At 71.0% G+C, this 13,193-nt stretch carries 16 protein-coding genes; 3 read left to right on the forward strand and 13 right to left on the reverse strand.

Annotated features, from left to right (window positions below):
• Positions 1-23: 23 nt before the first annotated feature.
• Positions 24-857, forward strand: a complete 834-nt coding sequence (locus AC3WLN_RS21540) for a YdcF family protein (protein ID WP_492484713.1) — start codon at positions 24-26, stop codon at positions 855-857.
• Here AC3WLN_RS21540 and AC3WLN_RS21545 read toward each other — a convergent pair.
• The 8 genes from AC3WLN_RS21545 to AC3WLN_RS21580 form a co-directional block, all read right to left on the reverse strand.
• A complete protein-coding gene (locus AC3WLN_RS21545) occupies positions 815-1,075 on the reverse strand; it encodes a DUF3253 domain-containing protein (protein WP_492484715.1) in 261 nt (86 codons plus the stop codon). The genes AC3WLN_RS21540 and AC3WLN_RS21545 overlap by 43 nt on opposite strands.
• Before the next feature lie 140 nt (positions 1,076-1,215).
• Positions 1,216-1,938 carry a DUF599 domain-containing protein gene (locus AC3WLN_RS21550; protein ID WP_492484690.1) on the reverse strand — a complete coding sequence of 241 codons (723 nt, stop codon included), beginning with the start codon at positions 1,936-1,938 and terminating at the stop codon, positions 1,216-1,218.
• Positions 1,939-2,052: 114 nt separating this feature from the next.
• The gene (locus tag AC3WLN_RS21555) at positions 2,053-2,331 is read right to left on the reverse strand and encodes an acylphosphatase (protein ID WP_492484692.1); all 279 of its coding nucleotides are present in this window, start codon (positions 2,329-2,331) and stop codon (positions 2,053-2,055) included.
• A 166-nt stretch (positions 2,332-2,497) separates the two neighbouring features.
• A complete protein-coding gene (locus AC3WLN_RS21560; protein WP_492484694.1) occupies positions 2,498-2,929 on the reverse strand; it encodes a gamma-glutamylcyclotransferase family protein in 432 nt (143 codons plus the stop codon).
• Between the two features lie 76 nt (positions 2,930-3,005).
• The gene (locus AC3WLN_RS21565) at positions 3,006-5,009 is read right to left on the reverse strand and encodes an acetyl-CoA carboxylase biotin carboxylase subunit (RefSeq protein ID WP_492484696.1); all 2,004 of its coding nucleotides are present in this window, start codon (positions 5,007-5,009) and stop codon (positions 3,006-3,008) included.
• A 212-nt stretch (positions 5,010-5,221) separates the two neighbouring features.
• Positions 5,222-5,656 carry a hypothetical protein gene (locus tag AC3WLN_RS21570; protein WP_492484698.1) on the reverse strand — a complete coding sequence of 145 codons (435 nt, stop codon included), beginning with the start codon at positions 5,654-5,656 and terminating at the stop codon, positions 5,222-5,224.
• A gap of 242 nt (positions 5,657-5,898) precedes the next feature.
• Positions 5,899-6,303 carry an aspartate 1-decarboxylase gene (locus AC3WLN_RS21575; protein ID WP_463769008.1) on the reverse strand — a complete coding sequence of 135 codons (405 nt, stop codon included), beginning with the start codon at positions 6,301-6,303 and terminating at the stop codon, positions 5,899-5,901.
• A 136-nt stretch (positions 6,304-6,439) separates the two neighbouring features.
• Positions 6,440-7,525: a helix-turn-helix domain-containing protein gene (locus AC3WLN_RS21580; RefSeq protein ID WP_492484700.1), complete on the reverse strand. Its 1,086-nt coding sequence runs from the start codon at positions 7,523-7,525 to the stop codon at positions 6,440-6,442.
• A gap of 429 nt (positions 7,526-7,954) precedes the next feature.
• Here AC3WLN_RS21580 and AC3WLN_RS21585 point away from each other — a divergent pair, with 429 nt between their 5' ends.
• Complete coding sequence (locus tag AC3WLN_RS21585) at positions 7,955-8,884, forward strand: histone deacetylase family protein (protein ID WP_492484702.1); 930 nt, start codon at positions 7,955-7,957, stop codon at positions 8,882-8,884.
• Between the two features lie 4 nt (positions 8,885-8,888).
• Here AC3WLN_RS21585 and AC3WLN_RS21590 read toward each other — a convergent pair whose 3' ends face one another.
• The 4 genes from AC3WLN_RS21590 to AC3WLN_RS21605 all read right to left on the reverse strand — a co-directional run bounded on the left by AC3WLN_RS21590 (position 8,889) and on the right by AC3WLN_RS21605 (position 11,109).
• The gene (locus AC3WLN_RS21590) at positions 8,889-9,086 is read right to left on the reverse strand and encodes a hypothetical protein (RefSeq protein ID WP_492484704.1); all 198 of its coding nucleotides are present in this window, start codon (positions 9,084-9,086) and stop codon (positions 8,889-8,891) included.
• A 25-nt stretch (positions 9,087-9,111) separates the two neighbouring features.
• The gene (locus AC3WLN_RS21595; protein WP_492484706.1) at positions 9,112-9,735 is read right to left on the reverse strand and encodes an acyl-homoserine-lactone synthase; all 624 of its coding nucleotides are present in this window, start codon (positions 9,733-9,735) and stop codon (positions 9,112-9,114) included.
• Between the two features lie 125 nt (positions 9,736-9,860).
• Positions 9,861-10,595, reverse strand: coding sequence for a helix-turn-helix transcriptional regulator (locus AC3WLN_RS21600; protein ID WP_492484708.1), 735 nt, complete (start codon positions 10,593-10,595; stop codon positions 9,861-9,863).
• 82 nt (positions 10,596-10,677) lie between these two features.
• Entirely contained in the window at positions 10,678-11,109 is a 432-nt protein-coding gene (locus AC3WLN_RS21605; RefSeq protein WP_492484717.1) for a DUF488 domain-containing protein, read from the reverse strand.
• Positions 11,110-11,324: 215 nt separating this feature from the next.
• Between AC3WLN_RS21605 and AC3WLN_RS21610 the strand changes: the two genes are divergently transcribed.
• Positions 11,325-12,194, forward strand: coding sequence for a glycoside hydrolase family 25 protein (locus AC3WLN_RS21610; protein WP_492484710.1), 870 nt, complete (start codon positions 11,325-11,327; stop codon positions 12,192-12,194).
• Positions 12,195-12,241: 47 nt separating this feature from the next.
• Here the strand turns inward: AC3WLN_RS21610 and trhA are convergent, their stop codons facing one another.
• On the reverse strand, positions 12,242-12,922 hold the full coding sequence (trhA, locus tag AC3WLN_RS21615; RefSeq protein WP_463769022.1) for a PAQR family membrane homeostasis protein TrhA: 681 nt from the start codon (positions 12,920-12,922) through the stop codon (positions 12,242-12,244).
• Positions 12,923-13,193 lie beyond the last annotated feature (271 nt).

The raw sequence follows: 13,193 nt of genomic DNA on the forward strand, positions 1-13,193 counted from the left end.
CCCACCCTCCCGGTCACCCGCGCATGTTCTTCCCGCTTTCGAAGCTGCTCTATTTCCTGGTCACGCCGACGAACGCCTTCGTCCTCCTGGTGCTGCTGGGAATCGGCCTCGCGGCGGGCGGCTGGCTCCGGACGGGTCTGTGGATCGGCGGAGCGGGGGGCCTCCTGCTCTTCGTGGCGGGCCTGTCGCCGCTCTCCGTCCTCGCGGCCCTACCCCTCGAGGACCGCTTTCCGGCTTTCGTCGAGGACGGGCAGCCGGTGACCGGGATCATCGTCCTCGGGGGAGCGATCGAGACCCGGCTCTCGGCGGATCGCGGACAGCTTCTCCTCAACGATGCGGCCGAGCGGCAGGTCGCAATGGCGGATCTCGCCCGACGCTATCCTCAGGGTCGCCTCGTCTTCACCGGCGGCAGCGGCAGCATCTCGAGCAGCAAGGCGTCGGAATCGGAAATCGTCGGGCGCTACGCCGACACGATGGGCCTACCGCGGACCCGATTGATCCTGGAGGACCGTTCGCGCAACACCCGCGAGAACGCTCTCTTCACCGCCGCGATGGTGAAGCCCCAGCCGGGCGAGCGCTGGCTCCTCGTTACCTCGGCCTGGCACATGCCGCGGGCCGTCGGGTGCTTCCGGCAGGCGGGTTTCGCGGTGACGGCCTATCCGGTCGACTACCGCACGGGCGGCTGGAACGACGTGTGGCGGATCAACGGTTTCGCGTCGGAGGGGCTCTCGCTTCTCGATGTCATCGCCAAGGAGTGGTTCGGCCTCGTGGCCTACCGGCTCGTCGGCTACACCGATGCCCTCCTGCCGGCGCCTCAAGCGTCGTCCGGCGCCGTGGCGGCCGCGCCCAGCCGGTAGATGCCGCGAAAATCGTCCGGGTCGTCCACGGGCTTGCCCTTGCGCAGGATCGCGACTTCGCCCGCCTTGGTCATTCGCACCGCGATCCGGCGGATCGGCTGCATCAGTGGGCTCCAGCCTTCCGGCTGCGGCCCGCCGAGTTCCCGGGCCACCTCCGATGGGCAGACGGTCTTGCCGACGCCGCGCTCCGCCACGAGGCGCAGGATCGTCTCGGCGATAAGCGCCTCGGATGGACCCTTGACCTCGGGCCGGCCGCCCGACTTCGCGGCGACCTTCGGCGCTGGCGCGGGAGCCGGCGTTTTGGGGACCGGGACCTTCGGAGACGAGGTGCGCTGGCGGGTGGGCTTCTTGGGAATCGTCATGGTTGCCATCCCTGCCCTGTCCCGTCGTCTTCCGCCAGCAGGGCCGCACGGATTTGCGAGGCGAATTGCCTGCGCCACATCACCAGCACCACCGCGGTCGTCGTCGCTATGAGCAGCCAGGGGCTCACGAACCAGCCCAGATAGGCCAGGGCGAAGAAGAAAGCCCGCTGCCCGCGGGCAAAGTGGCTGCCGGCGGCGATGTTCATCGCGGCGGCCTTGCGGGCTGCACGGAGCATCTGCTCCGGCGGGGCGTCCGATCCTTTGGGCGGCACGGCGCCGAGGAGGATCGCGCCGTAATTGAATAGCCGGTAGGCCCAGGAGAACTTGAAGAAGGCGTAGACGAAGACGATCGCCAGGCCCGCGACCTTGATCTCCCAGGTCGCCCGCGTGGCGACGGCCCCGAAGGGGAGCGCGCCGAACAGGGTCAGGACGTCGTCGCCCGAGCGCGACAGGGTGAGCACGCCGCCGAGGGCGATGAGGGAGGTCGAGGCGAAGAACGCGGTGCCGTTCTGGAGCGAGGCGTTGATCGTGGTGTCGACCACGCGGTTGTCGCGTCCGATCAACTGGCGGGTCCATTCCGAGCGCTGGGCATTCATGATCTGGCTCAGGCTGGTGCGGCGCCCGCGCATCCGTGCCACCGCGATGCCGTAGCCGGCCCAGGCCGCCACGAAGTAGCAGAGGGCGGCGAGGTCGAGATAGGAAAAGTCGACGGTTAGCATCGCGTCCGGTCTCTGGACGGCCGATCGCCGGGCGTCCCGCCCGGGCGCTAGCGCGGATGCCGACGCCCTGTCCAGCCGGTACGGGACCGGAGGCCTGTCAGGGCGGACCGCCCGTCAGCGGATCGCGAAGCCCGTCTCCGGGGGCGGCGCGGCGCCTTCGATCATGGCGAGGTCGGTGACGCGGGCCCCGGGCGGCCCCTGGCGACAGGCCTCCAGCATCCGCTCGACGGCGTCGGGGGGGCCGGAGAACAGGGCCTCGACGGTGCCGTCCGGCCGGTTGCGGACATGGCCGGCGAGGCCCTGGCGGCCTGCCTCGCCCTGCGTCCAGATCCGGTAGCCGACGCCCTGGACGCGGCCGCTGACGATCACCGCGACGGTTCTGATCTCCGGCATCGCAGTCTTGTCCTCTGTCGAATGGGAAAGCGGCTGTCGTTCGGAAGACGAGATATCACGCCGGCGCGCAGACGGAGGTGTCCGACCGGTATCCGATGGCCGGATCGCCGCGTGCTCGACGGTCGCGCGGGTCCGGGACGAGGGGCGGACATGTCGAAAGCTTGCGTCAGCCGGCACGACCGCGCTGCCAGCCCTGCAATTCGGCGCGATACGCCGCCGGCAACTGCGCGGCGGCGGCGGCGGCCAGCACGGATTCGAGGTAGCCAGAGCGCGGGGCGCCGGTGGCACTGGTGCCGCCGAGATAGATCAGCGCCCGCTTCGAGCCGCCCGGCACCGAGACCGGCTGCATCGCCTTGACGTAGAGGCCCGAGGCGACGCCCTCGTAGCGGTCGAGGGCGGGCACGTCCCCGAGCGCCAAATCCCACAGTATACCAAACACGGTCGCGCGTGGGTCACGCACCACGGAGGCGTAACCCTCGCGCATGATGATGAAACGGTGCCGGTTGAGCCGGCCCTGCCCGATCAGGGTCGAGCGCGGGCAGCGCGCGGCCATCGCGCCGGCATCCATGTTCGCGCCATAGGCGAAGTAGAGGGGCATCGACCCGTCCCTGGACTCGCGATTCGCGGGCGCCCTCCCCGCTTGGGGAGAGGGCGCCTGCGAGGTCGGCGAGGCGTCAAGCGAATTCGAGGATGACCGCGTCGACCGCCAGGCTGTCGCCTTCCTTGGCGGCGATCTTGGCGACGGTGGCGTCGCGCTCGGCGCGGAGCACGTTCTCCATCTTCATCGCCTCGACGATGGCCAGGGGCTCGCCGTTCTTCACCTCCTGGCCTTCCTTGACCAGGATCGCCTTGACCAGGCCGGGCATCGGGCAGAGCACCTGCTTGCCCGAGCCGGCATCCTCCTTGACCGGCATCAGCGCGGCCAGGGCCGCCTCGCGCTGGGTGTAGACCCGGGCCTCGGCCGCGGCGCCGGCGTGCTGGAGCGCGACGCCGTTGAGGAGGCCGCGGACCTGCATGGCGACGCGGGTGCCGCCGATCTCGCCCTGCCAGACCGGCTCGCCGGGGCGCCAGTCGGAGGAGACCGGCCAGGTGGCGCCGTCGGCACCGGTGACGATCAGGGTGCCGCCGACGGCGTCGACGGTGACCGGATAGGATTCGCCCGCCAGCACCACGACGCGGTCGCGCTCGAAATGCAGCAGGGCCGGATCGCGCATCTGGCCGGAGATGCCGCGCTTGCGCTCGTTCAGCTTGTGGTCGATGGCGGCGGCCGCCGCCGCCATGCGCCGGGCGATCTCGCCCTTCGGCTCGGGGGCGACGAAGCCCTCCGGGAATTCCTCCGCGATGAAGCCGGTGGAGAGGTTGCCCGAGCGCCAGCGCGGATGGGCCATCAGGGCCGACAGGAACGGGATGTTGTGGCGGATGCCGTCGATGGCGAAGGCGTCCAGCGCCTCGCCCTGCGATTCGATGGCCTCGGCCCGGGTCGGGGCCCAGGTGACGAGCTTGGCGATCATCGGATCGTAGTGGATCGCGATCTCGCCGCCCTCCTCCACGCCGGTGTCGTTGCGCACGATGGCGCCGCCGAACCGGCCCTCGGCCGGCGGCCGGTAGGTGGTGAGGCGCCCGATCGAGGGCAGGAAGTTGCGGGTCGGGTCCTCGGCGTAGACCCGGCTCTCGACGGCCCAGCCGTCGAGCTTCACGTCCGCCTGGGCCAGCGGCAGGGGCTCCCCGGCCGCGACCCGGATCATCAGCTCGACGAGGTCGAGGCCGGTGATCATCTCGGTGACCGGATGCTCCACCTGCAGGCGGGTGTTCATCTCGAGGAAGTAGAAGGACTTGTCCTGGCCGGCCACGAACTCGACGGTGCCGGCGGAATCGTAGTTCACGGCCTTCGCCAGGGCCACGGCCTGCTCGCCCATCTTCCGGCGGGTCGCCTCGTCGAGGAGCGGCGACGGCGCCTCCTCGATGACCTTCTGGTTGCGGCGCTGGATCGAGCACTCGCGCTCGCCGAGGTAGATCACGTTGCCGTGCTTGTCGCCGATCACCTGGATCTCGATGTGGCGCGGGTCGGTGATGAACTTCTCCACGAAGACGCGGTCGTCGCCGAAGGACGAGGCGGCCTCGGACTTGGCGCGGGCGAAGCCCTCCGCCACCTCGCCGGACGAGTGCGCGATGCGCATGCCCTTGCCGCCGCCGCCGGCGGAGGCCTTGATCATGACCGGGTAGCCGATCTCGTCCGCGATGGTGACCGCGTGCTCGGGGCTCTCGATCACGCCGAGGAAGCCCGGCACGGTCGAGACCTCGGCGGCCGAGGCGGCCTTCTTCGATTCGATCTTGTCGCCCATCGCCGCGATGGCGCCGGGGTTCGGACCGATGAAGACGATGCCGGCGGCCTCCAGGGCGCGCGGGAAGGATTCGCGCTCGGACAGGAAGCCGTAGCCCGGATGGACCGCCTGGGCGCCCGTCTGCTTGCAGGCGTCGATGATCTTGTCGATCAGCAGGTAGGACTGCGCGGCCGGGGCCGGACCGATATGCACCGCCTCGTCGGCCATGGCGACGTGCACGGCGTCGCGGTCGGCATCCGAATAGACCGCCACGGTCTTGATGCCCATGCGGCGGGCGGTCTTGATGATGCGACAGGCGATTTCGCCACGGTTCGCGATCAGGATCTTGTCGAACATCTTTCCGCGCACTCTGGTCCGTCAGGGAACATGCGGCGTCTCAAGAAACGCCCAAGCTCGTTCCCGTTAAAGCAGTTATGCGGCTTCGGGAAGCTGATCGAACCCGGGCGGCGGCCGGTTTATGGGGGTGCGCCGCCGACAATCTGACGGTGCATCGCACCATCTCATTTTGAATTCGAAATATCGGCACGAGGATCGGGACTCGCGGGCCTTCAGGCGGCCAGCAGGTCCCGGGACCGGTCGTGCGCGGCGGTGGCGCGGTTGGCCGCCAGGGCGAAGGCGATGAGGGTCTCGTCGCTGGCCTGGGCCTCGCGCACGACCTCGCGGGCGATGCGGGCGGCGAGGCGGGTCGGGCCGCTGCCGGCGCGCAGGGAGCCGACGAGCCAGGAGGCCACGCCGCCGTCGATGTAGCCGGTGGGACGCTCGCCCCAGACCGCGAAATCCACCACGGACGCGACGAGGTAGTCGCCGAAGGCCGGATCGACGCTGGTGACGATGCGCTCGAGGGCGATCAGCATGTCGGCCTCGTCGCGGCAGACGAAGCCGTCCGTGAGGACGTCGCGCGTCAGGGCCTTGACATCCTCGGCGGTGATGCGGTCGGCGGCGACGATACGGTTACAGAAAACCTGAAGCGAAAGGTTGATCATGTCTTGATGCCTCCCCGGCTTTATCTTGGCCGGTCTGTGTCCCTGTCGATGGTTCGACTATGCAGGACGGCATCGTTCAGGCGGTTAACGGGCAAATCTGAATCACTGTTCAGGTTAAAGCCTACTCACGAATGAGCCTTTCGAAAGGATGACGGCCGCAGGGCCGGGCGGCGCACGCTCCGGGCGTCGGCGGCGGGCGAGGCCCCAGGCGAAACCCTTGGGGCTCGGCCGAGCGTCGGGGGTCAGACGATCCGCATGTCCAGGCGTCCTTCGTCGTCGCGGAAGACGTCGTAGGTCACGCGGTCGCTCACGGTGTTGCCCTCGCCGAAGATGAGCACCCGCGGCTTCTGCGCGATCACGTCGTCGACGGTGCCGTAGGTCGCGGAGGCGATGATGACCTCGTCGCCGACCTGGCAGGTGCGGGCGGCGGCGCCGTTGAGGATGCAGCAGCGCGAGCCTGCCGGCCCGTAGAGGACGTAGGTGCTGATCCGGGCGCCCGACATCTTGTTCCAGATCTCGACGAATTCGAGCGGATCGAGACCGACCTCGCGGCAGAACTCCGCGTCGAGGGTGATCGAGCCGTGATAGTTCAGGTCGGCACCCGTCACCCTGAGGCCGTGCAACTTGGCGCGGACGAAACTCTGCATCGCTCTGGCTCTCCCCTGGTGCGGCCGCGTTGTTAACCGGCACCTGGGGGCGACGCCAGATCCCTCCGGTGCAACCGAGGCGCGTCGCAGTGCACCGGAGGGCGCAGCCCGCGGGCGCGGGCGCCGTCCGCCGCGCTCAGGCGAGCGGGCGCGCGCGGCTCAGGCTCGCGATCCAGTCGCGCAGGTGGTCGGCGGCGCGTACGCCGACGATCTGGCCGGGCGCGAGGCGGATCTCCTCGCGGAAGTGTCCCGGGGCCAGCCCATAGGCCGCCTTGAAGGCCCGCGAGCCGTGGCTCGGCGTGGCGAATCCGAGATCCCAGACCAGGGTCGAGATGGGGACGTCGCCACCGTGGCGCAGGAGGCCCGCGCGAAGCCGTGCGACCCGGCGTCGGACGATCTCCCGGCCGACCCCGCCCACCGGCGCGAAGGCGCGATAGAGCGAACTGCGGGACATGCCGGAGCCGGCGGCGACCGCCTGCACGTCGAGGTCCCGCCGGCCCAGATGGGCGTCGATGAAGAGCAGCGCCCGCAGCCGCCGGGCCGCCTCGGCATCGTCGGCGTCCCCGTCCTCCCACGCCGACGGGCCGGCGGCGGGGCGCAGGAGGCCGGCGATCAGGCGGCCTCCGCCCCGGCCGGCTTCGGCCGAGTCCGCCATGCCCCGCGCCAGCGACAGCACCGCCTCGGCCAGGGCCGGGAAGGCCGCGCCACGCAGGATGCGCCCGTGCAGGCCGCGCAGGTCCGGGACAACGGCCTCGACGACGTCGCGCGGCAGCGCGACCGTGACGTAGTCGGCATCGTACAGGACCGTGCGCTGCGGCTGCCTCGTGTCGAAGAGGACCGCGTCCCCGGCGGTGAGCAGCCGCTCGTGGCCGGGTGCGCCCGCCAGCATCCGGCCCGAACGCAACACCTGCACGTTGACGTGTTCGAGGTCGTCGCGCCGGACGCGCGGGATCTCGCGCTGGTGCACGGCCCCGGCGATCTGCCGGTCGAACAGCAGCAGGCCGGCGGTGCGGCGGCCCCGGACGGCCGCCTCGAACCGGTCGCCGATCCGCGTGACCGTCGAGCCCACCGCGTAGAGATCGTGATAGGCCCCGAAATCATCCGGCGCGGTCCGGAGCAGGACGGCCTCGCCGGCTCCGACCCGGACCGGGCCGCGATCGTCGAGGAAACGGGACCGCCGCGCCGGTGCGGACGCCCGGCCCTCCGGTGACACTGCCTGCATCGTCATCCTCGGGCGCCCTGCGGCCGCCGGCGGGGCCGGACCTGCAATCCCCGAACTGGCTTCGCCCGGATCGGCGACTTGGATTTGCTTCCCCCGGGCTTGTCACACGCCAGGGTCGCAGGCACGCCACGTCTTCGTGATCGCCTCCGGACAGCGGCGCCGCGCGGCGGGGGGCTGCGGGCCGGTGCCGGGGGCGCGCCGTTCCCGGCCCGCCCGGTCCCGGCCCCGCCGCGCCGGCCCGACGAAAACCGGGTTCGGCGGGGCCTGCGCGGGCGGGGGCATGGGCCGGCGGTGTCTCGGGAAAGCGGGGTCTTGCGCAAGCGGGGCCGAGCGCGCATCCCAGCAGGGCGATCGCGCGCCGGACGCGATTCATCGGCACCCTTGTCGTCGCGTGGCCGCGGCGGGTCGGCTGCCCGCGGAGGGACCACCGTGACGACGCTGTACGTGAGCCATCCGTCCGCCCTCGACCACGCCATGCCCGAGGGGCATCCGGAGCGCGCCGATCGCATCCGGGCGGTGGAGCGGGCCCTGGAGGACGAGCGCTTCGCCGGGCTGGTGCGGGGCCAGGCCCCGAAGGCCGAGGCCTCGGTGCCGACCCTGGTGCATCCGGTGCCCTACGTGCAGGCGATCATCGAGGCCGCCCCGACCGAGGGATACGTCCAGATCGACGGCGACACCCTGCTCTCGCCCGGGACCATCGAGGCGGCCCTGCGCGGGGTCGGCGGCGCCGTGCACGCGGTCGATGCGGTGATGAAGGGCGAGTGCGCCAACGCCTTCGTGGCCATGCGGCCCCCGGGCCACCATGCCGAGCGCATGACCGCGATGGGGTTCTGCGTGTTCAACAACGCCGCCATCGCGGCGCGCCACGCCCGGGTGGCGCACGGGGCGAGCCGGGTCGCGATCGTCGACTGGGACGTCCATCACGGCAACGGCACCCAGGACATCTTCTGGGACGACGGCACGGTGATGTACGCCTCCACCCACGAGATGCCGCTCTTCCCCGGCACGGGCGCGGCCTCGGAGCGGGGCAACCACGACACCATCGTCAACGTGCCGCTGCGGGCGGGGGACGACGGGGAGACCTTCCGCGAGGTCTTCGAGGCGGGAATCCTGCGCCGTCTCGACGCCTTCGCCCCCGACCTCGTCATCATCTCGGCGGGCTTCGACGCCCACCACCTCGACCCCCTCGGCCACGTCGATCTCACGGAGGCCGATTTCGGCTGGGCGACACGCCGCCTGATGGCGTTGGCGGACCGCCATGCCGGCGGGCGCGTCGTCTCGGTGCTGGAGGGCGGCTACAGCCTGAAGGGGCTCGGCCTCTCGGTGGCCGCCCACGTCGATGCCCTGATGGGGCGCTGAGCGCTCAGGCCACGGGCTCGAGGACGACGGAGGGATCGTCGGCGGGGTCCGCCATCGCGACGGCGATCTCGAACAGGAGCAGGTCGATCAGCCGGCGCATCACCGGCGTCCCGGCATTCTGGATGACGGCGCGGGCCGCGATGCAGTGGGCGGCGAGGACGTCGAGGGCTTCGCCGTTCGGCGACGGGATCGCGGGGGCCATGGTGGATTCCTTCGAGGGGCGCGCGTCAGGCGGCAAGGTAGGGGTAGGTCGGGAAGAGGACGCTCTCGGTGCGGCCCGTGAGGGCGCGCAGGCGCGCGAGGGTCCGCTCGTCGAAGCCGGCGGTCGCCGCGATGATGTCCTCGCCGCCGATCGATTGCGGCAGGCCCAGCGGCCGGCCCCGGAAGTGGAGCTGCACCACGTGCAGCAGGTAGAGAGTCGGCATCTGCAGCACGAGCCGGCGCACGCCGTTGGCCAGCCCCCACTCGACGATGCCCGAGAGCAGGGCGAGGGAGACCGGGTTCACCGCCTTGCCGCGGCCGCGATGGGACCGGGCGACGGCCTGCCGGGTCCATTCCCAGGTGTCGTGGCCGCGGGGCCGCGTGCCCTCGCAGAGCTGGGGCAGCACGTCGGAGAGCAGGTGCGGCCGGGTGGTGGGCAGGAGACGGCTGTAGCCGATGACGCGGCCCGCCTCGAGGGCGAGGAAATGCACCGCGTGGGGCGTGTCGAACTGGTCGATCTCGCGCCCGTCCGGCCGGGCGAGGTCGAGCCAGCGCTTTTCCTCGACGAAGACTGCGTGGCGCAGGCGCCAGGCCTGTTCCATCTCTTCGCGAAAACAGTATTCGTTCGCAGGCGTCACGATCTGGATCATGTCAGAACCTCCGGTTCGAGGCCGGTTCTGACATGATCGTGACCGTCACAAACCTACGGGAATCCGTAGGGACAGGCGTCGCGGCGTGCCGAGGCGGAGGCGCGCGCCCTCCGACGGGCGTGGCCTCAGCTGATCAGCCCGCGCCGCAGGGCGACCGCGACCGCCTGGGTCCGGTTGGTGGTGCCGAGCTTGGTCCGGGCCGAGCGCAGGTGGAAATCGACCCCGTGGGTCGAGATGCCCATCACCTCGCCGATCTCCCAGTCGGTCTTGCCCTCCGCCGCCCATTGCAGGGCCTCGCGCTCGCGCGGCGCGAGCCGGGCGGCCCGGGCGGCGCCGTCCGCGCCGCGCAGGCGCAGCAGGTGCCCGAAGGCGTAGGTGGCGATGAGGTGGATCATCGGGCGGTCCGCCGGGCTGATCGCCATCTGCTCGCCGGAGAGGCTGAATCCCGCCACGTCGCCGTCGAGGGTCATCAGCGGCACCGTGATCCCGTCGCGCAGGCGGAACTCGCCCGCCTCGTCCATGACGCGCCGGGCGGCGGGATCGTCGCCGAAGCGCCCGGCGAGGTCGCTCCAGGCGAAGGGCACGGTGCTGTCGGACAGGTGCCGCACGGTGGGATCGTGGAAGGCGTAGCCGCGGGCGAGGTAGCGCCGGCCCCATTCCTCCGGGAAGGTGTTGACGAGGACGTGCCCGTTCTGCTGCCGGGCCGGCGTCCCCTTGCGCGGGACCGTGCCGGCCATGGCGTGCGCCACCCCGTGGGCGGCGAATTCCGAGACCAGGAGGCGGCCGACCTCCTCCGTGTTCGCGGTGCGGTCGAGCGACCGCAGGAAGCCCAGCGTCTGATCCAGCGCCCTGCGCGTCATGGCTCTTCCGGCATCGTAGCCCCCGCGGGATTGAATGCCGGATAACTCTAGATTGTCAACGCGGCGCCCGGGTCGCGGCGCCTCAGCCGAACAGGTCGACGGTGGTGAAGCCGCGCGCCTCCAGCCGCTCGGCCAGCACCCGGCGGTGGCAGCGCTCCGGCTCCCGCTCGAAGCACAGCAGGCAGATCGGGGTGCGGGCCGCCAGGGCGGAGAGTTCGTCGAGGGCGAGCCCGCCATCGGCGGTGTCGAGCACCGCCTCGCAGTAGATCCGGCGCATCAGCGCGGCATCGTCGGCGCGGGCGGCCTGACGGCCGGCCTTCGGCGTGCCGAGGGCGCGGGCATGGGCGTAGCCGATGCCGGCCTCCTCCAGGCTGGTGCGCAGGGCGGTCTTCGAAAAACCGCGCTTGCGGGAATTCGCCACGGCGCGGACATCCGCGAGGGTCCCCACCTGTGCGTCCCGCAGGGCGGCGATCAGGCGCTCGGAATCGAGCCCTTCGTACCCGATGGTGAACAGAACCTTCACGACGCCCTCCCGTGGCTCGAACTCGCTGGCACGGCCTGCACTTAGGGGGTGGAGCCCCTGGGGGCCAGCGGGGATGTCCGGCCCCTATGTGGCTCGCGCGACACGGCTTCCCGAATTCCGCCGCATTGCCGTCAAAGGTCTGTTAACCGCGGCCGGGCCATCCCTTAGCCATTGGTAACGTGTCACTTCTGGTGGGTCGGGCGACGATGCGGCTGAGGAACGGGACTGCCCCGGCACGTCGAATTCAGCGTGCACGCCTGACGGCCCTGCGCACCGGATTGCGGCGCGGCGCGGCCATCGCCGTGCTGTCGGCCCTGGCGGCCTGCTCGGGCACCACGGATTTCTATCCGACCAAGGGCGATGCCAAGCCCCATCCCGGCGTGGCCCGGGCCAAGCAGCACCCGGTCCAGGGCATCGACATCTCCAAGTGGCAGGGCCCCATCGACTGGATGTCGGTGCGGGCGGCCGGCACCCAGTTCGCCTTCATCAAGGCGACCGAGGGCGGCGACCACGTGGACGAGCGCTTCCGGGCGAACTGGGACGGCGCGGCCCAGGCCGGCGTGCCGCGGGGCGCCTACCACTTCGTGTTCTGGTGCCGCTCGGCCCAGGACCAGATGGCCTGGTTCAAGAAGAACGTCCCCAACGATCCGACCGCCCTCCCCCCCGTCCTCGACGTAGAGTGGAACGGCCATTCGCAGCTCTGCCCCAAGAAGCTGCCCAAGGCCCAGGCCCTGTCGATGATCCGCTACATGCTCGACGAGATGGAGCGCTACACCGGCAAGCGCCCGATCATCTACACCGACATCACCTTCCACAAGGACGTGCTCGAGGACGAGCTTCCCGACTACCCGCACTGGGTCCGCTCCACGGCCGCCGAGCCGGAGCAGCGCTACGCCAAGCGCAAGTGGATGCTGTGGCAGTTCACCTCCACCGGCCGGGTGCCCGGCGTGCGCGGCGACGTCGACCGCAACGCCTTCTACGGCACCCCCGCCGAATGGGCCTCGTTCCTCTCGACGGATTGCGACCCGCGCGAGCACCGCACCCTCGCCGATCGCGGCCTCTGCACCGGCAAGTAGACCCGGCGAGCGGACTCGGCGCTCCGGCGCCGGGCCTTGCGGAACCCTCAGGCTCCGGCGCCCATCACGGTCGCCATCACGGTTCCGTAGTGGCAGGCCGTGGCGGCCAGCACGAAGGCATGCCAGATCGCGTTCTGGTACGGCAGGCTGCGCCAGACGTGGAAGATCACCCCGAGGGAGTACAGCACGCCGCCCGCGGCGAGCATCCAGAGGGCGTCGGCGCCGAGCCGGCCGATCACCGCGTCGTAGGCGACGACACCGCTCCAGCCGAGGGTGAGGTAGAGCCCGATCGAGGCGCGGTCGTAGCGGCCGGGCAGGAGCAGCTTCAGGGCGATGCCGATCGCCGCCACCAGCCAGACCGTGCCGAGCAGGCTCCAGGCCGGCAACCCGTCGCCCACCAGGGCCACGAGGGGCGTGTAGGTGCCGGCGATCATCAGGTAGATCAGGGCGTGGTCCGCGCGCCGCAGCAGCCACTTGCGCCGGGAGACCGGCCACATGTTGTAGGTGGCCGAGACGCCGAGCATCGAGACGAGGCCGGCGGCGTAGATCGTGACCCCGGCGCGCTCGAGAAGCGAGAGCGGCGAGAGGGCGGCGATCACCACGATGGCGATGGCACCGGCGACGCCGAGGGCGACGCCCACGACATGCACGGCGCCATCGGCCAGGATTTCTTTCCGGGTGTAGTTCCAGGTCACTCCCGTTGGGCGTCCGTCGTCCGCTAATAGCATCGCCGGCCTCCGGTATTCCTGGAGACGCTACGCTTCAACCTGTTGCCGCGTTCCCCGCGACAACTACGGAGTTGGAGCCATCAACAGGAATCTCTTCGGGTGAGATCTAGCCCGGAAGGATGTTGGGGTAGCGACTCGCGATGGCGACGGCCCAGACGGCACCGAGCAGCCCCGTCAGGCCGAGGGCCAGCCAGGCATGTCTGCCGTGACGGCGCGTCGCAGGGGGCCGGTTCGAACCGGCGGCGGGGGCCGGCCGGGTCTCGGGGAGGGT

It is taken from the genome of Methylobacterium sp. FW306-05-D, from assembly GCF_058782155.1.

Coding starts and splice junctions, on each gene's coding strand:
- AC3WLN_RS21540 (WP_492484713.1), top strand. CDS start 24: ATGTTCTTCCCGCTTTCGAAGCTGCTCTATTTCCTGGTCACGCCGACG.
- AC3WLN_RS21550 (WP_492484690.1), bottom strand. CDS start 1,938: ATGCTAACCGTCGACTTTTCCTATCTCGACCTCGCCGCCCTCTGCTAC.
- AC3WLN_RS21555 (WP_492484692.1), bottom strand. CDS start 2,331: ATGCCGGAGATCAGAACCGTCGCGGTGATCGTCAGCGGCCGCGTCCAG.
- AC3WLN_RS21560 (WP_492484694.1), bottom strand. CDS start 2,929: ATGCCCCTCTACTTCGCCTATGGCGCGAACATGGATGCCGGCGCGATG.
- AC3WLN_RS21565 (WP_492484696.1), bottom strand. CDS start 5,009: ATGTTCGACAAGATCCTGATCGCGAACCGTGGCGAAATCGCCTGTCGC.
- AC3WLN_RS21570 (WP_492484698.1), bottom strand. CDS start 5,656: ATGATCAACCTTTCGCTTCAGGTTTTCTGTAACCGTATCGTCGCCGCC.
- AC3WLN_RS21575 (WP_463769008.1), bottom strand. CDS start 6,303: ATGCAGAGTTTCGTCCGCGCCAAGTTGCACGGCCTCAGGGTGACGGGT.
- AC3WLN_RS21580 (WP_492484700.1), bottom strand. CDS start 7,525: ATGCAGGCAGTGTCACCGGAGGGCCGGGCGTCCGCACCGGCGCGGCGG.
- AC3WLN_RS21590 (WP_492484704.1), bottom strand. CDS start 9,086: ATGGCCCCCGCGATCCCGTCGCCGAACGGCGAAGCCCTCGACGTCCTC.
- AC3WLN_RS21595 (WP_492484706.1), bottom strand. CDS start 9,735: ATGATCCAGATCGTGACGCCTGCGAACGAATACTGTTTTCGCGAAGAG.
- AC3WLN_RS21600 (WP_492484708.1), bottom strand. CDS start 10,595: ATGACGCGCAGGGCGCTGGATCAGACGCTGGGCTTCCTGCGGTCGCTC.
- AC3WLN_RS21610 (WP_492484710.1), top strand. CDS start 11,325: ATGCGGCTGAGGAACGGGACTGCCCCGGCACGTCGAATTCAGCGTGCA.
- trhA (WP_463769022.1), bottom strand. CDS start 12,922: ATGCTATTAGCGGACGACGGACGCCCAACGGGAGTGACCTGGAACTAC.